The sequence below is a fragment of the Kitasatospora sp. NPDC101157 genome (assembly GCF_044768255.1).
In the GTDB taxonomy this organism is placed as follows: domain Bacteria; phylum Actinomycetota; class Actinomycetes; order Streptomycetales; family Streptomycetaceae; genus Kitasatospora.
Genome location: NZ_JBIWPL010000045.1, coordinates 18460 through 35189 on the forward strand (window position 1 = coordinate 18460; position 16730 = coordinate 35189).

Genomic DNA, 16730 nt, shown 5'->3' on the forward strand with positions numbered 1-16730 from the left:
TCGCGGTTCGCACCGAAGTCGGCCCACCCACGTAAGGAGCAGCAGGATGTCCTCGGCGGTCCCCGCGAGCGTCACCCGGGCCCAACTGACCATCATGGAGCCCCCGTCCACGGTCGGCGCCCAGCCCGGCGGTGCGATCGCGCGGCTTCCGCTGCAGTTCAACCCGGCGACGCTGGTGCTGCGCAAGACCACCGAGTGGCGGCGCACGCCGTCGCGGATGGCGGGCCAGTCGGCCCTGCCGGAGTTCGTCGGCAGTGGTCCGCGCTCGTTGTCGCTCGACGTGTTCCTGGATTCGACCGCGACCCACGACAACTCGGTGGAGCGGGCGGTGGAGCAGCTGATGACGGCCTGCGTGCCCACCCCGACGAGCCTGGCGCGCAAGACCCCGGCCAGCCCGTGGATCCGGCTGGACTGGGGGACCCTGAAGACGACCTCGTTCAACGGGGTGCTGACCGGCCTGTCGGTCACCTACACGCTCTTCGACGTGGACGGCAATCCGCTGCGCGCGGTGTGCTCCCTCTCGATCGACGAGGCCAGCGTCGACCCGGCCGGGCAGAACCCGACCTCCGGCTCGCCGGAGGCCCGCAGCACCCACCGGGTGATCGCGGGCGACAGCCTGCCGCTGCTCGCCTGGCGCGCGTACGGGGACGCGACGGCCTGGCGCACCATCGCCGAGGCCAACGACATCGACGACCCGCTGGTCCTGGTCCCCGGGTCGGAGCTGATCGTGCCGGGGATCGACGAGCTCACCCGGGGCGGGCGGCGATGACCACTCCCGAGGCCCGGGGCGGCCGGCCGTTCGCCGCGGATCCCGTCGTCGAGGCGCCGGGGCCGCTGCCGCCGGCCTGGGCGGCCCAGCTGGTGTCCTGCGACATCGAGGAGAGCGTGGGTCTGCCCGACACGGCGGTGCTGAGCTTCCGGGACGCGGACCACACCTTCCTGTCCGCGACGGGCATCACCATCGGCACCGAGCTGCGGGTGTCCGTGGTCACCGTGCAGGGGCACACCCAGGTGCGGCTGTTCACCGGCGAGGTGACGGCGCTGGAGCTGGAGGTCGACACCACGGGCTCGTACACCGTGGTGCGGGCCTCGGCGGTGACCCACCGGCTGATGCGCGGGCGCCGGGTGAAGGCCTTCCGGAACATGACGACCGCCGACATCGTCCGAGAGGTCGCCGCCGGTGCGGGCCTGGCCTGCGGGCGGGTCGACTCCTTCCCGGTCGTGCACCAGCAGCTCTCCCAGGCGAACGTCCCGGACTGGGAGTTCCTCCAGTTCCTGGCGGCGGAGAGCGGCGCGCAGGTGCGGGTGGACGACGACGGGAGGCTGGAGTTCGTCCGGCCGCAGCCCGCGTCCACGGCACCGGCCCCGACCACGCCCGCGCCGCAGAACCCGCTGGTGCTGGAGTACGGCCGCAACCTGCTGGAACTGCGCGGTGTGCTGACCGGCGGGGCCGGCGCGGACACGGTCGAGGCGCGCGGCTGGAACGTCACCACCAAGAGCGCCCTGGTGGCCGCCGAGCCGTCGGTGGCCTCACCGGGCGTGCTGCCGGGGATGAGCCCCTCGGTGGTGGCCTCCGCCTTCCCCGGCCAGGCCCGGCTCACGGTCGCCGACACCCCGTACCGCACCCAGGCGGAGACCACCGCCGTGGCGCGGTCGCTGGCCGCCTCGGTGGCCGCGGGCTTCGGCGAGCTGGAGGCGGTCGTCGAGGGCAATCCGCGGCTGCGGGCGGGGACGGCGGTCGCGCTGGGGAACGTCGGCGCCGCCTTCTCCGGCCGCTACACCGCCACCGGGGTGCGCCACCTGCTGGAGCCGTTCCGCGGCTACCGGACCACCGTGGTGGTCAGCGCGTCGCCCGACCGCTCGCTGGCCGGACTCGCGACCGGCGGCAACGCGCCGCCGCGCGGACCACGGATGCCGGGACTGGCCGTCGCCGTGGTCACCGACCTCCGGGAGCCGGGGGACGGGCAGCGTGGCTGGGTGAAGCTGAAGTTCCCCTGGCTGGACGACAGTTACGTCTCCGACTGGGTGCGCACCGTGCAGTGGGGTGGCCACGGGGGCGGCGGCGTGGTCAGCCCCGAGGTCAACGACGAGGTGCTGGTCGGCTTCGAGCAGGGCGACCTGGACAGCCCGTACGTGCTGGGCGGCCTGTACAACGGCGTGGACCGGCCCTCGCCGCACGACGTGCCGCTGGTCGACGCGACCGCGGGCAAGGTGAACCGCCGTTCCGTGGTGTCCCGTTCGGGCCACCGGCTGGAGCTGCTGGACGTGCCGGGCGGCAGCTCCGGGGTCCGACTGGCCAGCGGGGACGGGAAGTTGGAGGTCCGGCTGGACCAGCAGCAGGGCGAGATCGTGCTGACCGTGCACGGCGCCGTCGGCGCCGGGACGAGCACGGTGCGCCTGTCACCCGCCGGCATCACCCTCGACGCGGGCACCGGCGCGGTCGACGTGCGCGGCGGATCGGTGACGATCCGGGGCACGACGGAGGTCGCCGTGGACGGCGGAGCCCTGGCGGTGATCAAGGGGGCCTTCGTGCACATCAACTGACGCAGCGTCAATCGTAACCAGCAGTGGAACGGAACGGAGACCGTACATGCCCCCCGCAGCCCGGAGCGGCGACCCCACCGATCACGGCGGCACCCTCGCCACCCCGCCGCCGGGCGCCCTCGCGGTGGAGACCGTGCTGATCGGCGGCCGCCCCGCCGCCGTGGTCGGCACCCTGCACGCCTGCGTCCCGCACCTGGAGATGGGCCCCGCCAACCTGGTGGAGCCCGAACTCGGCACGGTGACCAGGGGGGTGACGCTGATCGGCGGATTCCCCGCCGCCCGGGTGGGCGACAGGACCACCTGCGGCGCCGCCATCGTCGCCGGGGCGTTCAACGTGCTGATCGGGGGGCCGGCGTGACCAGCAACTTCATCGGCCGGGGCTGGGCCTTCCCGCTGCGGGTGAACGCCACCGGCGGCATCGGCATGGTGGAGCGGGACCGGGAGATCGCGGAGGCCATCCGGTTGATCCTCGGCACCGCCCCCGGCGAGCGGCCGATGCGCCCGGAGTTCGGCTGCGGCATCCACGAGTACGTCTTCGCCCCGGGCGACAGCTCCACCGCCGGGCGGATCGCCCGCGAGGTGCGGATCGCGCTGGAACGCTGGGAGCCGCGGATCGGGGTCGACGACGTGGTGATCGCCTTCGACCGGGTCGACGAGGGCACCCTCTACATCGACGTCCACTACACCGTCCGGGCCACCAACGACCGCCGCAACCTGGTCTTCCCCTTCTACACCATCCCGGAGTCGCCGGACGCGGAGTTCCCGGCGGCGGGTTCCCCGGCCGCGGTGGGCGGGGGTGAGCGCTGATGGCCCTGCCCTCACCGAACCTGGACGACCGCCGCTTCCAGCAACTCGTCGACGAGGCCAAGCGCTACGTCCAGCAGCGCGCGCCGGAGTGGACCGACCACAACGTCTCCGACCCGGGCGTCACCCTCATCGAGACCTTCGCCTACCTGGTGGACCAGCTGCTCTACCGGCTGAACCGGGTGCCGGAGAAGAACTACGCCGCCTTCCTCGACCTGCTGGGCATCCGGCTCTTCCCGCCCGCCGCGGCCCGGGCCGAGGTCGACTTCTGGCTCTCCGCCCCGCAGCCCGAGACGGTCCTGCTGCGGGCCGGCACCGAGGTCTCCACCCTGCGGACCGAGACCGACGACGCGGTGGTCTTCGCCACCGCCGAGGACCTCCCGATCGTCCCCAGCTCGCTGGAGCGGCTGGTCACCGTCTCCGCCGCGGGCGAGCACTCCGACGCGACCGCCCGGCTGGCCGACGGCGCGGACGTGCCCTGCTTCCAGCCGCGCCCGGCGGTCGGCGACGCCATGCTGTTCGCCCTGCCCGCCGTGGTCCCGCGCTGCATCCTGGCCGTCCGGCTGGACAGCCGGGTGGAGGGCGTCGGCGTCGACCCGCGCCAGCCGCCGCTGGCCTGGGAGATCTGGGACGGCGCGCGCTGGATCGCCTGCGAGACCGGCGACGACACCACCGGCGGCCTCAACCGGCCCGGCGAGGTCGTGGTGTTCGTCCCCGCCGGACACACCGCTTCGGTGGTCGCCGGCCGCCGGGCCGGCTGGCTGCGCTGCCGGGTCACCGAGCCGCGCCCCGGCCAGCCGTTCTACTCGGAGTCCCCGACCGTCCGCCGGGCCGAGGTGTTCACCGTCGGCGGCACCGCGACCGCCGTCCACGCCCAGACCGTCACCGACGCGCCGCTCGGCACCTCCGAGGGCGTCGCGGGCCAGCGCTTCCGGCTCGCCCGGCCGCCGGTGCTGCTGGACGACGGGCCCCCGGTGGTCGAGGTCTCGGCCGGGGACGGGTGGCAGCCGTGGACGGTCGTCGAACACTTCGGCGACTCCTCGCCGACCGACCGGCACGTGGTGCTCGACGCGACCACCGGCGAGTTCCAGCTCCCGCCCGCCGTCCGGGAGCCCGACGGCAGCCTGCGCGCCTTCGGCGCGGTGCCGCCCAAGGGCGCTCGGCTGCGCGTCCCGCGCTACCGCACCGGCGGCGGGACGGCGGGCAACGTCGCCCGCAACACCGTCACGGTGCTGCGCAGCTCCGTCCCGTACATCGCGCGGGTGGACAACCGCGAGGCAGCCAGGGGCGGGGTCGACGGCGAGACCGTGGAGAACGCCAAACTGCGCGCCCCGCACCAGCTGCGGCTGCAGGAACGCGCCGTCACCGCCGGGGACTTCGAGCTGATCGCCCGGCAGGCGGCCCCCTCCGCCGCCCGGGTCCGCTGCGTGCCCGCGGAGGACGGCGGGGCCGGGGCGGTGCGGGTGCTGGTCGTCCCCGACGCCGTCGCGGACGAGGGCGAGCGGCTGCGGTTCGAGCAGCTCATCCCCGACGAGCAGGTGCTGGCCGCCGTGGCGACCGCCCTGGACGAGCGGCGGCTGATCGGCACCCGGATCCTCGTCCAGCCGCCCACCTACCAGGGCGTGACGGTGGTCGCCCGGCTCACCACCCGCGCCGCGGACCCCGACCGGGTCCGCGAGGCGGCCCTCGACGCCCTCTACCGCCACCTCAACCCGCTGCGCGGCGGCGCCGACGGCTCGGGCTGGCCGTTCGGCCGGGCGGTGCAGTACGGGGAGGTGTTCGCCGTCCTCCAGCGGGTGGCTGCCGTCGCGGGGGTCGAGGAGCTGCGGCTGTTCCCGGCCGACCCGATCACCGGCCGGCGGGGCGCGCCCGCCGAGCGGGTCGACGTCCCCCCGGACGCCCTGGTCTTCTCGCACCAGCACCAGATCGTGGTCACCACGGCCGACCAGGACGGGGCGTCATGACCAGGGCCGCCGTTCCCGGGCTGGCCAGCCCGCACCCGATCGGCGAGCTGCTGCCCGCGATGTTCGCGGACGACGACCTCGCCCAGCGCTTCACGGCCGGCCTGGACACCGTCCTCGCCCCCGTGTTCGCGACCCTGGACAACCTGCCCGCCTACTTCCGGCCCCGCCTCGCTCCCACCGACTTCCTGGACTGGCTGGCCTCCTGGCTCGCGGTGGACCTCGACCCGGCCTGGCCGGAGGAGGTGCGGCGCGCGGTGGTCGGGCGCGCCGTGGAACTGCACCGGTGGCGCGGCACCCGGCGCGGACTCGCCGAGCGGCTGCGCCTGGTGCTCGACGCCGGTGCCGAGATCGCGGACGGCGGCGGCGCGTCCTGGACGGCCGAACCCGGCGGCGCACCGCTTCCCGCGCCGGGCGGCGAGGTGCTGGTCCGGGTCTGGCCGCTGCACGGCGCGGGCCTGGACGAGGACCAGGTGCTGGCCGCGGTCCGGGCGGGCTGCCCGGTCCACCTGACCTGCCGGGTCGAGATCCTGCCCGGTCCACCCGGGCGAACGGAGGGCTGACGGATGCCGGTGTGCCCGGACTGCGGGACGGCCAACGGGGAGGGGGACGACTTCTGCGGCAACTGCGGGGCGTACCTGGGGTGGTCGCGGACGGCCGCCACGGCGCCCGCGCCCGGACCGGCGGCTCCCGTGCGGACCGAATCGGCGCCGGCGCCGGGGGCCGGCGCGTCGGAGACCGGGCCCACGGCTCGGGCCGAGTCCACTGCCTCCGCCTCCTCCGCCGGGTCCGCTGCGCCCCCCGAGTCCGCTGCGCCCGCCGCACCCGAGACCGGGCGCACCGAGTCCAGCTGGCGGAACGTTTCCCGCCGGGTCACCGCGCGCAGCAGGCGGAACCAGCCGCCCGCCCCGGCCGCCGCGCCACCGACCGAACCCGTCGAGGAGCCCCGGGCCCCGCGGGCTCCCGAGCCGACTCCGGCCCCGGCGCCCACCCCGACCCCGGCGCCGGCGCCGGTGCCCCCGCAGGCCCCCGCCCCCGAACCGAAGGCCGATCCGCAAACCGATCCGCAAACCGACCCGCAAACCGCACCGAAAGCCCAACCGCAGGCCGATCCGGTGGCCGTCCAGCCCGCCAAGCCCGTCGCACCGCGCCCCCTCGTCCGGGCGTCCGCGGCCGAGGAGGTCCAGGACGGGCCGCCCTGCCCCCGGTGCGGCACCCCCAACCTGCCCGAGCGCCAGTTCTGCCGCCGCTGCGCCGCGCCGCTGTCCGTCACCGCGCCGCCGCCGAAACTGCCCTGGTGGCGCACCCGTTGGCCGTTCCGCCGCCGGGTGCGGATCGGCGGCTCGGGCAACGCGCTGCGCCGCACCATCGCGCTGGCCGTACTGGCCGCACTGGTGGTGGCCGGGATCCTGCTGTACCCGGTCGGCGTGAGCGCCTTCCAGGACGTGCTGGACAAGGTCCGCAGCACCGCCCCGATCACCCCGTCGCTGACCTCGGCGAGCGCCGCCGTCGATGGCCATCCGGCGACCGCGGCCGCCGACGGCCTCAGCAACAGCTACTGGGGGGCGCCCGCGATCGGGGATTCGGTCAACTTCAGCTTCCGAACCCCGTTCCGACTGGTCGACCTGATCATCCACACCGGCGCCTCCGCGGACCCGGAGCAGTTCCGGCGCCAGGCCCGTCCGCTGGCGCTGTCCCTGGAGGTCACCTCCTCGGACGGGGAACTGCACCGCAAGGAGCTCACCCTCAACGACCAGCCGGGCCCGCAGACCGTGGCGACCGGGATCAGCGACGTCGTCCAGGTGAAGCTCACCGTCCGCGAGGCGGCGGGGACCGGCCCCGGCCGCACCATCGCCCTGGCGGAGGTGGAGTTCTTCAAACGCACCTGAGCCCACCGGCAGGCGGTCCGCCCGGTCCGCCCGGTCCGGCATCCGCACCGAGCACCGGCTGCGCCACGAGCGGGGGCCGGGGGGAGTCCCCCGGCCGGCGGAGCGGCGCCGCGCCAGATCCTGATCGTTCTGCCAGTAGCCCGCGGAGTCGAGCCCGCACCCGACTCCCCGACTCCCCGACTCCCCGACGGCCGGCAGCCGCCGCGCCGGCCCAGGCGATCACTGGCTCGAACCGGTCGTGCTGCCGGCCCGCTCCGACCAGGCCGCCCAGGGCCGCCGGGCCCGCGGCTCCTCGGTCGAGGTGTTGGAGCCGTCCGTCGACGACCTGTGGCCCCGGGACACCGGTCAGACCTTCGTCACCGGCCCCCAGGGCCTCGCCGGAATCGACTTCAACTCCAACGGCTGGGGCGGCAAGCAGACCCACGGCGAGGACTCCCGGGTCGCCGGCCGGCTCCCCGTGCGCGGACGGGCCCCGGGGCGGCCCGCCGGTCAGCCGAGCGCGGGAACGTCGTGGGTGGCGCAGTGGATGCCGCCGCCCCCGGCCGCGATCGCGTCGATCCTCACCGGGACGATCTCCCGGTCGGGGAAGTACTGCCTGAGGACCTGCTGCGCCCGCTCGTCGGCCCGGTCGTCGCCGAACTTCGGCAGGTAGACGCCCTTGTTGCCGATGTAGAAGTTCATGTAGGAGGAGACGAAGGCGTCGCCGCGCCCGGTGATCCTGTCCGGATCGGGCTGCTGGAGCTCGATCACCTGCAGTTTCTTGCCGGTCGCGTCGGTGGCGTCGTTGAGCACGCCGCGCGCCTGGTCGGCCGCGCGGGACCAGACGTCCGCCGGGCTGCCGGGGAAGGCCCGGTCGAGCAGGACGACTCCGGGGGCGACGAACCGGGACAGGCAGTCCACATGGGCGTCGGTGATGTCCTTGCCCTTGACGCCCGCCAGCCAGATCACCTCGGTCACGCCGAGGGCCTTCTTCAGCTCCGCCTCGACCTGGTCGCGGCTCATCCCCGGGTTGCGGTTGTCGTTGACGACGGAGCTCTCGGTGACCATCAGGGTGCCCTGGCCGTCGGTCTCGAAGGAGCCGCCCTCGGCGACCAGCCGGGTCTCGACCCGCTCCACGCCGTACCTGGCCAGCACCGTGCGGGCGACCTTGGAGTCGTTGCCGCGCTGCTGCTTGCCGCCCCAGCCGTTGAAGTTGAAGTCGACGCCCTTGACCTTGCCGTCCTCCTCGACGAACACCGGCAGGGTGTCGCGGGCCCACAGGTCGTCGACGGCGATCGGCACCACCTCGACCGCCGAACCGCAGGCCTGCCGGGCGGCGTCCGCCTGCTCGGGACGGGCCATCAGCACGACCGGCTCACGGGCCGAGATCGCCCGGGCCAGGCCGGCCACGTCCCGGCGGACGTCCGGGAGCTGCTCGCCCCAGACCGTCTCGGAGGCGGGCCAGGACATCACGGTGCGCAGGTGCTTCTCCCACTCGGCGCCGAAGCGGCGGGCGCCGGTGCCGCCCGCGGCGGTACCGCCGGGCTGGGGGGAGGCCGATGCGGCACCCCCCGCGTCGAGGCCGTCCAGGTCGTTGCAGGCGGTCAGGCCGAGGGCGAGGACGCCCGCGCCGGCCAGGGAGCGCATCAGGGTACGGCGGGACAGGGCGTTGGTCATGCGGGTACTCCGGCTGTGGTCGGGTCGGCGGAAGGAGGGGGCGGGACGGCTAGGGCAGCGGCTCGTGCATGGTCGAGCAGTGGATGCCGCCGCCGCCGGCCATCAGCCGGTCGACGTCGAGCTGCACCACCTCCCGGCCGGGGAAGGCCGCGGCGAGGGTGTCCCGGGCGGCGGTGTCCTTGCAGGCGTCGCCGAACCGGGCGGTGATGACGCCGCCGTTGACGAGGTGGAAGTTGAGGTAGGAGTCCACGAACTCGGAGCTGCGGGAGCGGACGGTGTCCGGGCCGTGCACCACGACGACGTGCAGCCGGCGGCCCCGGGCGTCGGTCGCGGCGGACAGGATGGCGAACTGCTCGCGGGCGTCCCGTGCCCACTCGTCGGTGCGGTCGGCCGGCGGCAGCTGCACCATCACCACGCCGGGGCGGACGAAGCGGGATGTGACGTCGATGTGGTCGTCGGTGATGTCCCTGCCCTTGATCCCGGGCAGCCAGATCATCCTGTCCGCGCCGTAGGCCTCCAGGACGGCGTCCTCGATCTCGTCCCGGCTCATGCCGCGGTTGCGGTTCTTGTTGACCAGGCTGCTCTCGGTGGCCATCACGGTGCCGTCGCCGTCGGTCTCGATCGCGCCGCCCTCGCCGACGAAGTCCGCGAAGGAGTGGCGCAGGCCCCGGTGGGTGGCGAGCCGCTCGGCGACCCGGGCGTCGTCGTGGTGGACCTGCTTGTTGCCCCAGCCGTTGAAGTTGAGGACGACGGCCTCCAGACCGCCGTAGCCGTCGCGGCGGAAGACCGGCGCGGTGTCGCGCATCCACAGGTCGTCGGTGGGGATGGCGGTGATCACCTCCACCGCGGGGCCGCAGCGAGCCCGGGCCTTGTCCGCCGTCCGGTCGTCGGGGGCGCACATGACCACCGGCTCGAACTGGGCGACGGTGCGGGCGATCAGGGCGATGTCCTCCTGGACGCCGCCCAGACGCAGCCCCCACACGCCCCGGCGGGAGGGCCAGGACATCCAGGTCCGCGCATGCGGGACGTCGTCCGCGGGCACCCACGGGTACGCCTCGGCGGAACGGTGGTGGTGGCTCATGAGGGTCCTCCAGATCGTGCGGTGGTGCCGGGAGGGCGCGCGGCGCCGCCAGGTCCACTCTTCGCGGCGGGACGCACCGGCGCACCACGGGGGAGGGTGGCGACAGCACGCTGCCCGCGGCATCAGGCTGTCACTGACTGAAAAATCAGTCAAACATCGGGGCGCGAAGTGACTCGTTCACCGGTGGGAGTGCACCGTGTGTGACGAACGGGGGCCTGCCTCAGGCGCCTAGCCGGGTCACCTCGGCGTCGATCGCGTCGGCCATCAGCGTGCGGGCGTGGCTCAGCGGCAGGCTGCCGCTGAGCCAGCGCGTGCTCAGCCCCTCCAGCAGCGCGGTCAGCCGCTCCGCCGCGCCGGCCAGCGCGACCGCAGAGGACATCGGCCGCACGGCGCCGAGGAGCTCCGCGACCTCCTGGACCCAGATCCGGGTGGCCCGCGCCAGGTCCTCGCGCAGGGTCTCGTCGAACACCGCGCTCGCCCGCAGCTCGCCCCAGGCGGTGCTGTTCTCCCTGACCTCGACGGTCTCCTGGAGTTCCAGCAGCAGCGTCTGCTCCAGCTCCTCGCGGGCCGTCAGCGGCGGCGCGTCGGCGGCGCGCTCGGTCGTGTAGCGCTCGGCCCGGTCGTTGATGAACTCCAGCGTCTGCCGGAGGATCCCCGTGCGGTCCTTGAAGTGGTAGTAGATCAGCGCGGTGGACACGCCCGCCTCCGCCGCGAGTTCCTCCACCCGCAGCCCGCGCACCCCGCGCCGCGCGATCACCCGCGCCGCTGCTTCCATGATCGACGTTTTACGACTGGCCACGGTCCACCACCTTACCGGCGGGGCGGCACAAGATCGCTCCGTGCACTGAAAATCCCATCAGGGAGCGCCAACGGGCCGGCGGGGCGCTTCCGGCCGCGCCCGCGGACGAGCGGTCGGGTCGGCTTTCGGACAAGGTGGGGCACCGGGGCGGAATTCTCGGATCCTCCGCTGAATTTTCACGGCGCCACCACCTAGGGTGACTCTCGTTCCGCCGCCGGGAGTCCGGTTCGGCGGGACTCCAACCGTCCCCAACACCCCTGGAGTACAAGGAACATGATTCTTCGCCGGTTGTGGAGGCGTGCGACGGCAGTGGTCGTCGGCCGGGGCGCCGGGGCCGTCGCGGCGGCGGTCGCCCTGGTCGCGGCCGTCGCCCTGGGCGGCACGGTCTCCGGCATGTCCGTGGCGGAGGCCAAGCCCGCGTGGGGCTTCGCGGGCAAGTGGGCCTGCTCCGGGCAGCCCGTGGCCGCCGGGAACGTCATCACGGACCACGACCCCGCGGGCTGCGGCGGCTACGGCTCCTGGTACCAGCAGCCGGTCAAGGACGGGATGTGGACCTGTTCCGGCTCCCCGGTGGTGGCCGGTTACGTGATCACCGACCACCTGACCTCCGGCTGCCGCGGGATCGGCGCGTGGCGCCACAACCTCGTCCACGACGGCATCTGGACCTGCTCCGGCTCGCCCGTCGTACCCGGCTACGTCATCAGCAACCACCTGCGGGCCGGCTGCGGCGGTATCGGCGCCTGGCAGCACAGCCGGCCGCACGACGGGATCTGGACCTGTTCGGGCTCCCCGGTGGTGGCCGGTTACGTGATCACCGGCCACATGGCGGCCGGCTGCGACGGCGCCGGGGCCTGGCGCCACAACACCGCCCGCGTGGGCCTGTGGACCTGCCCGGGTTCGCCCGTCCCGCCCGGATTCCGCTCCACCAGCTACAACGCCGGCGCCTGCGACGGCCTCGGCGGCTGGGTGCTCGCCCGCGCCTAGGGGCGCTCGCCCGCGTCCAGGGTGAACGCCCGGGCCGTCCCGGCGCCCCGACCGGGGCCGGGACGGCCTTCCCGTCAGCGGCCCCGCTCCGCCAGGACGGCCTGCGCCGCGTTGTGCCCCGGGATGCCGCTGACGCCGCCGCCGCGGACGGCGCCCGCCCCGCACAGCAGGACGTTCGGGCGGGCCGTGGCCACGCCCCAGCGGGCGGCGGCGTCCGGCGGCTCCTCGTCGGCGAAGGGGAAGGCGAGGTCCCGGTGGAAGATGTGGCCGCCCGGCAGGCCGATCTCCCGCTCCAGCTCCGGCGGCGTCCGGGCCTCGACGCAGGGCCGTCCGTCGGCGTCCGTGGCCAGGCAGTCGGCGATCGGCTCGGCCAGCACCGCGTCCAGCTGCGCCAGGCTCGCGGCCAGGGCGCGCTCCTTGGCCGCAGGGTCGCCGAACAGCCGGGCGGGCATGTGCAGACCGAACAGGGTCAGGGTCTGCAGCCCCTGCCGGGCGGACTCCGGGCCCAGGATCGACGGGTCGGTCAGCGTGTGGCAGTAGATCTCGGACGGCGGCGCCGAGGGCATCCGACCGGCCAGCGCCTCGGTGTACGCGCTCTCCAACTGGCGGTAGCCCTCGGCGATGTGGAAGGTTCCGGCGAAGGCCTCGCGCGGGTCGGCGGCGGCGTCCCGCAGCCGCGGCAGGCGGCGCAGCACCATGTTGACCTTCAGCTGGGAGCCCTCGGGGGCGGGCCCCGGCTCCTCGCCCAGCAGCCGGGCCAGGACGGCCGGCGCGGCGTTCACCAGGACCTTGGGCGCCGCCACCGTCGTCTCGCCGTCCCGGTGCCGGTACGTCACCTCGGCGTCGCCGCGGCCGTCGGTGGCGACGGTGGTGACCTCGCAGCCGGTCCGGATCTCCGCGCCGGCCGTCAGCGCGGCCCCGGCCAGTGCGTCGGTCACCGCTCCCATCCCGCCGACCGGGACGTCCCAGTCGCCGGTTCCGTTGCCGATCACGTGGTAGAGGAAGCAGCGGTTCTGCCGGAGTCCAGGGTCGTGGGCGTGGGTGAAGGTGCCGATCAGCGCGTCCGTCAGGACCACCCCGCGCACCAGGTCGTCCGTGAAGGCACGTTCGACGGTCTCGCCGAGCGGCCGCTCGAACAGGGCCGTCCAGGCCGCCTCGTCCTCGACCAGTCGGCGCAGCTCGGCGCGGAGGGGCAGCGGCTCGGTGAGCGTCGGGAACACCCGCCGGGCGACGCCCCCGGTCATCCCGTAGAAGTGCTGCCAGGCCCGCCACTCCCGGTCGCCGCCGGTCAGCGCCCGGAACGACTCCCGGGTCCGGTCGGGGTCGGCCGCGTCGACCAGCAGGCCGGTGGGCTTCCCGTCCCGCTCGGTGGGGGTGTAGGAGGCGATCCGGCGCCGGCGCAGCTCCAGCCGCAGTCCGAGGTCCCGGACCACCTTCCGCGGCAGCAGGCTGACCAGGTAGGAGTAGCGCGACAGCCGGGCGTCCACGCCCGGGAAGGCCTGGGTGGAGACGGCTGCCCCGCCGACGCGGGGCAGCCGTTCGAGGACCAGCACCCGTCGGCCGGCCCGTGCCAGGTAGGCCGCGGCCACCAGTCCGTTGTGCCCGCCGCCGACGATCACGGCGTCGTACCGGGAAGACACGATCGTGGTCATCCGGTCACGGTACGGCACCCGGGCGGGCCGGGGAACAGGGTGCGCACGGAGACCGGTCCGAGGTCGCGGGCCCGTCCCGCACGGCCCGCTGTCGGTGCCGGTGGCTAGGGTCTGCGGCATGGCGACAGTGATCTTCGTCGACGAGACGACATCGGGGGTGCGGCGGGACGCGTGGCGGCTCGCCGTCGAGGAGGAGCGGCTGACACTGCGCGAGCTGATCCGCCGCCGGGTGCACCGGGAGGTGGCAGACCACGACGCCGGCCGCCCCGGGGCGTTCCACGGCCCGGTGCGGCCGACCCCGGTCGAGCGGAGCCTGAACGGGGACCACCGGCGGCCGGGGGCGGGCCGCGCGGTCGACCCCGAGCGGCAGTTCCTCGACGCCGTCGAGGCGTTCGGCCGCAACGGCTTCCTGGTGCTCGTCGGTGACCGGCAGATCGAGGACCTGGACGCCGAGCTGGACCTGCGCGCCGACACCGAGGTGTGCTTCCTGAAACTCGTTCCGCTGGTGGGTGGCTGATGATGACGACGACCGATCCCTTCGACGCCGCGGCGGTCCGGCTGCTCGACGCGCTCGACACCGGCCACGTGGACGGGATCGTGAGGGCGCTGTCGGAGGTCGACGCCGCCCTGGGCGGCGACTGGTCCGACGAGCGAGTGCAGCCCGTCCGCGAACGGCTGCTCGAACTGCACCGGAACACCCGGGCCGCGCTGGTGGCGGGCCTGGTGCAGTGGACGCTGATGCTGTGGCGGCCCGTGGAGGCCGAGCGGATCAGGCGGGAGCGCACCGCGCTGATCCACCTGGCCGCCACGGTGTCCCGCGGCTTCCCGCCGGGGCCGGCCCGTGAGCTCCGCGAGGACCGCCTGTACCTGATGGGCCGCCAGTGGCTCCTCTCCGAGCTCCACGAGGCGGAGGCGCTGATCGGCGAGGAGATCGCCGCGGGCCGGCCGGTCGACCCCGCGGTGGTCGCCGCCGTCCGTCGCAGCGCCCTGTCGATCCGGCCCCATCACAGCGCCGTCGTCGACCTCGCGGCGGCGCTCACCGAGCCGCTGCTCAGCCCCGGCGAGGCCTGGGCCGACCGGGTCCTCGCAGACGTCGCCGAACTCGACGCCGAGCTTCTCGACGCCGAGCGCCTGGATGCCCGGCTCGGTTCGCGGCGCGGTCCGGCCGGGGGAGAGGGCGGCCCCTGGGCGGCCCTGCTCAAGCACGCCTTCGAGCTCAAGTCAGCAAAACCCACGGCCCGTTGGGAACGGACCGGGAGGGAGCTGATAGCGGCGGTCGGTCCGGACCGGGCCCGCGAGCGGATCACCGAGTGGCTCTCGCTGGTAGGCCGTCCGCGCACCCTCGAACTGGTCGCGGACCCGGACGGCGCGGGCGCCGGCCGGCTCGACCCGTACAACCTGGATGCGCTGCGCGGAATCGCCCTGCTGCTGCCCCTGGCCCCGGCCCGTCCCGAGAGCGCCCGGGCGCTGGGGCGACTGGTGGAGCACGCGCTGCGCAAGGTGCCCGGCATCGGCCCCCAGGCACCCAAGGTGGCCAACGCCGCCGTGCACGGCCTCGCCCGGCTGGACGGCGAGGAGGGGCTCGCGCAACTGGCCGTCCTCACCACCCGGGTGACGTACAAGGGCACCGTCAAGGAACTCGACAAGGCGCTCCGGGACCGGGCCGCGGCGCTCGGCCTCGGCCGGGCCGAGATCGAGGAACTCGCCGTCCCCAGCTACGGAATGACGGAGCCGGGCCGACGCGTCGAGTGCTTCGGCGACGCCCGGGTGGAGCTGACGGTGGAAGGCACCCGGGTGCGGCAGGCCTGGTACAACGAGGCCGGCCGTCCGGTGAAGTCCCCGCCGGCCTCGGTGCGCCGCGACCACGCCGACGGGCTGAAGGAGTTCAAGGCGGAGGTCAAGGACCTGGAGAAGATGCTGACGGCCCAGTCCGAGCGGCTGGACCGGCAGTTCCTGGCCCGGCGCAGCTGGCAGTACGGAGCCTGGCGCGAACGCATCATGGACCACCCGCTGGTCGGTACCCTGGCCCGCCGGCTGATCTGGGCCGTCGACGGCACGGCCTGCGCCTGGCTGGACGGCGCGCTGCGCACCCTGACCGGCGACGAGCCCGCGCCTGCCGCCGACGCGGCGGTCGAACTGTGGCACCCGGTCGGCCACCCGGTCGAGGAGGTGCTCGCCTGGCGCGCCCTGCTGGAACGCCACCGAGTCGTCCAGCCCTTCAAGCAGGCGCACCGGGAGGTGTACCTGCTCACCCCGGCGGAGGAGCACACCCGGGTCTACTCCAACCGCTTCGCCGCACACGTGCTGCGCCAGCACCGGTTCCACGCGCTGGCGGGCACACGGGGCTGGCACAGCCAGCTGCAGTTGGCGGTGGACAACTCCGTCGCCGCTCCGAAGCGCCTGCTGCCCGAGTGGGGCCTGCGCGCCGAGTTCTGGGTGAACGGCACGGACGCGGACTGGGGAGAAACCTTCGATCACCTGGGCACCGACCAGGTGCGCTTCTACCCGATCGACGCGCCGGAGAACCTCACCCACGCGGGCAGCGGCCGGTTCGGCCCGGTCATGGGTCCGGGCGTCCGGACACCCGAGCCGGTGCCGCTCACGGAGGTGCCGCCCATGGTGCTGAGCGAGGTACTGCGCGACGTGGACCTGTTCGTGGGCGTGTGCAGCGTCGGCAACGACCCGACCTGGTCGGACGGCGGGCCGGAGGGGCGCTACCGCGACTACTGGCAGGAGTACGGCTTCGGTGAGTTGTCGCAGAGCGCCCGCGAGCGCGGCGAGCTGTTGGCGCGGCTGCTGCCCCGGCTGGCGGTCGGGGCGCGCTGCACGGTGGAGGGGCGCTTCCTGGAGGTGCGCGGCGAACTGCACACCTACCGCATCCACCTGGGCTCGGGCAACGTCCTGATGACGCCCGACGACCGGTACCTGTGCATCGTGCCGGCCTCGGACGGCGCGGCCGACGGGCGGGCTGGTTCCCCGGACGGTCCGCATCTGCCGTACCTGCCGTTCGAGGGCGACCGGATGCTGGCGGTCATCCTCAGCAAGGCGGTCATGCTGGCCGATGACACGGCGATCACCGACCCGGCCATCACCGCCCAACTGGCGCAGCGCTGACCGCCCGTGGGCGGAGCTATGCCACTTGGAACACCTGCACGGAGGGCCGACGGCGGCGACCGCCTCTTCCGGTAGGTCCGTCGCCCTGCCCGGGGCCGTCGGTCCTCCTCCGCGGCCGCCCCGGGCAGGGCGTTTGTTTCGAGCGCCGAGTAGGGGTACTGTCTCCCAGTCGCTCGGCAGGGAGCACCGGACACGCAGGTTCTGCGCGGACGGTCCCGGGGCGGCCAATCCACAGAAACACCAGGT

At 74.5% G+C, this 16730-nt stretch carries 14 protein-coding genes and 1 pseudogene; 11 read left to right on the forward strand and 4 right to left on the reverse strand.

All coding sequences use genetic code 11. The features are described 5' to 3' along the window. The first annotated feature begins 46 nt into the window (after nucleotides 1–46). The 8 genes and pseudogenes from ACIRVF_RS41320 to ACIRVF_RS41355 form a co-directional block, all read left to right on the forward strand. Nucleotides 47–769 carry a LysM peptidoglycan-binding domain-containing protein gene (locus ACIRVF_RS41320; RefSeq protein ID WP_402829963.1) on the forward strand — a complete coding sequence of 241 codons (723 nt, stop codon included), beginning with the start codon at nucleotides 47–49 and terminating at the stop codon, nucleotides 767–769. After that, nucleotides 766–2544 (forward strand): VgrG-related protein, encoded by a 1779-nt coding sequence (locus tag ACIRVF_RS41325; protein ID WP_402829965.1) that lies wholly within the window; start codon nucleotides 766–768, stop codon nucleotides 2542–2544. Before ACIRVF_RS41320 ends, ACIRVF_RS41325 begins: the two co-directional genes overlap by 4 nt. A 46-nt stretch (nucleotides 2545–2590) precedes the next feature. Beyond that, the gene (locus ACIRVF_RS41330; RefSeq protein WP_402829967.1) at nucleotides 2591–2902 is read left to right on the forward strand and encodes a PAAR domain-containing protein; all 312 of its coding nucleotides are present in this window, start codon (nucleotides 2591–2593) and stop codon (nucleotides 2900–2902) included. Further along, nucleotides 2899–3351 (forward strand): GPW/gp25 family protein, encoded by a 453-nt coding sequence (locus ACIRVF_RS41335; RefSeq protein ID WP_402829970.1) that lies wholly within the window; start codon nucleotides 2899–2901, stop codon nucleotides 3349–3351. Before ACIRVF_RS41330 ends, ACIRVF_RS41335 begins: the two co-directional genes overlap by 4 nt. Continuing rightward, the gene (locus ACIRVF_RS41340) at nucleotides 3351–5312 is read left to right on the forward strand and encodes a putative baseplate assembly protein (protein WP_402829972.1); all 1962 of its coding nucleotides are present in this window, start codon (nucleotides 3351–3353) and stop codon (nucleotides 5310–5312) included. The genes ACIRVF_RS41335 and ACIRVF_RS41340 overlap by 1 nt, the downstream gene beginning before the upstream one ends. Further along, complete coding sequence (locus ACIRVF_RS41345; protein ID WP_402829974.1) at nucleotides 5309–5872, forward strand: phage tail protein I; 564 nt, start codon at nucleotides 5309–5311, stop codon at nucleotides 5870–5872. The genes ACIRVF_RS41340 and ACIRVF_RS41345 overlap by 4 nt, the downstream gene beginning before the upstream one ends. Before the next feature lie 552 nt (nucleotides 5873–6424). Next, nucleotides 6425–7198 (forward strand): NADase-type glycan-binding domain-containing protein, encoded by a 774-nt coding sequence (locus ACIRVF_RS41350; protein WP_402829976.1) that lies wholly within the window; start codon nucleotides 6425–6427, stop codon nucleotides 7196–7198. Nucleotides 7199–7436: 238 nt separating this feature from the next. After that, nucleotides 7437–7640: pseudogene (locus tag ACIRVF_RS41355) on the forward strand (agmatine deiminase family protein); the annotation flags it as partial. Nucleotides 7641–7687: 47 nt separating this feature from the next. Here ACIRVF_RS41355 and ACIRVF_RS41360 read toward each other — a convergent pair. From ACIRVF_RS41360 to ACIRVF_RS41370, 3 genes are all read right to left on the reverse strand, one after another. Then, nucleotides 7688–8854 (reverse strand): agmatine/peptidylarginine deiminase, encoded by a 1167-nt coding sequence (locus tag ACIRVF_RS41360; protein ID WP_402829977.1) that lies wholly within the window; start codon nucleotides 8852–8854, stop codon nucleotides 7688–7690. 49 nt (nucleotides 8855–8903) lie between these two features. Next, complete coding sequence (locus tag ACIRVF_RS41365) at nucleotides 8904–9935, reverse strand: agmatine/peptidylarginine deiminase (protein ID WP_402829980.1); 1032 nt, start codon at nucleotides 9933–9935, stop codon at nucleotides 8904–8906. A 220-nt stretch (nucleotides 9936–10155) separates the two neighbouring features. After that, nucleotides 10156–10710 (reverse strand): TetR/AcrR family transcriptional regulator, encoded by a 555-nt coding sequence (locus tag ACIRVF_RS41370; RefSeq protein ID WP_402829983.1) that lies wholly within the window; start codon nucleotides 10708–10710, stop codon nucleotides 10156–10158. 312 nt (nucleotides 10711–11022) lie between these two features. Here ACIRVF_RS41370 and ACIRVF_RS41375 point away from each other — a divergent pair, with 312 nt between their 5' ends. After that, nucleotides 11023–11718 (forward strand): hypothetical protein, encoded by a 696-nt coding sequence (locus ACIRVF_RS41375; RefSeq protein ID WP_402829986.1) that lies wholly within the window; start codon nucleotides 11023–11025, stop codon nucleotides 11716–11718. Between the two features lie 74 nt (nucleotides 11719–11792). Here the strand turns inward: ACIRVF_RS41375 and ACIRVF_RS41380 are convergent, their stop codons facing one another. Continuing rightward, on the reverse strand, nucleotides 11793–13370 hold the full coding sequence (locus tag ACIRVF_RS41380) for a phytoene desaturase family protein (protein WP_402829989.1): 1578 nt from the start codon (nucleotides 13368–13370) through the stop codon (nucleotides 11793–11795). A gap of 118 nt (nucleotides 13371–13488) precedes the next feature. Between ACIRVF_RS41380 and ACIRVF_RS41385 the strand changes: the two genes are divergently transcribed. Together ACIRVF_RS41385 and ACIRVF_RS41390 are read left to right on the forward strand one after the other, a co-directional pair. Then, a complete protein-coding gene (locus ACIRVF_RS41385) occupies nucleotides 13489–13887 on the forward strand; it encodes a hypothetical protein (protein ID WP_402829990.1) in 399 nt (132 codons plus the stop codon). Beyond that, complete coding sequence (locus ACIRVF_RS41390; RefSeq protein ID WP_402829992.1) at nucleotides 13887–16484, forward strand: DUF4132 domain-containing protein; 2598 nt, start codon at nucleotides 13887–13889, stop codon at nucleotides 16482–16484. Before ACIRVF_RS41385 ends, ACIRVF_RS41390 begins: the two co-directional genes overlap by 1 nt. Nucleotides 16485–16730 lie beyond the last annotated feature (246 nt).

What these genes read in the sequence shown, in the direction of transcription:
- ACIRVF_RS41370 (WP_402829983.1), bottom strand. Translation starts at nt 10,710, where the DNA reads ATGGAAGCAGCGGCGCGGGTGATCGCGCGGCGCGGGGTGCGCGGGCTG.
- ACIRVF_RS41385 (WP_402829990.1), top strand. Translation starts at nt 13,489, where the DNA reads ATGGCGACAGTGATCTTCGTCGACGAGACGACATCGGGGGTGCGGCGG.
- ACIRVF_RS41340 (WP_402829972.1), top strand. Translation starts at nt 3,351, where the DNA reads ATGGCCCTGCCCTCACCGAACCTGGACGACCGCCGCTTCCAGCAACTC.
- ACIRVF_RS41345 (WP_402829974.1), top strand. Translation starts at nt 5,309, where the DNA reads ATGACCAGGGCCGCCGTTCCCGGGCTGGCCAGCCCGCACCCGATCGGC.
- ACIRVF_RS41320 (WP_402829963.1), top strand. Translation starts at nt 47, where the DNA reads ATGTCCTCGGCGGTCCCCGCGAGCGTCACCCGGGCCCAACTGACCATC.
- ACIRVF_RS41380 (WP_402829989.1), bottom strand. Translation starts at nt 13,370, where the DNA reads ATGACCACGATCGTGTCTTCCCGGTACGACGCCGTGATCGTCGGCGGC.
- ACIRVF_RS41325 (WP_402829965.1), top strand. Translation starts at nt 766, where the DNA reads ATGACCACTCCCGAGGCCCGGGGCGGCCGGCCGTTCGCCGCGGATCCC.
- ACIRVF_RS41390 (WP_402829992.1), top strand. Translation starts at nt 13,887, where the DNA reads ATGATGACGACGACCGATCCCTTCGACGCCGCGGCGGTCCGGCTGCTC.
- ACIRVF_RS41360 (WP_402829977.1), bottom strand. Translation starts at nt 8,854, where the DNA reads ATGACCAACGCCCTGTCCCGCCGTACCCTGATGCGCTCCCTGGCCGGC.
- ACIRVF_RS41365 (WP_402829980.1), bottom strand. Translation starts at nt 9,935, where the DNA reads ATGAGCCACCACCACCGTTCCGCCGAGGCGTACCCGTGGGTGCCCGCG.
- ACIRVF_RS41330 (WP_402829967.1), top strand. Translation starts at nt 2,591, where the DNA reads ATGCCCCCCGCAGCCCGGAGCGGCGACCCCACCGATCACGGCGGCACC.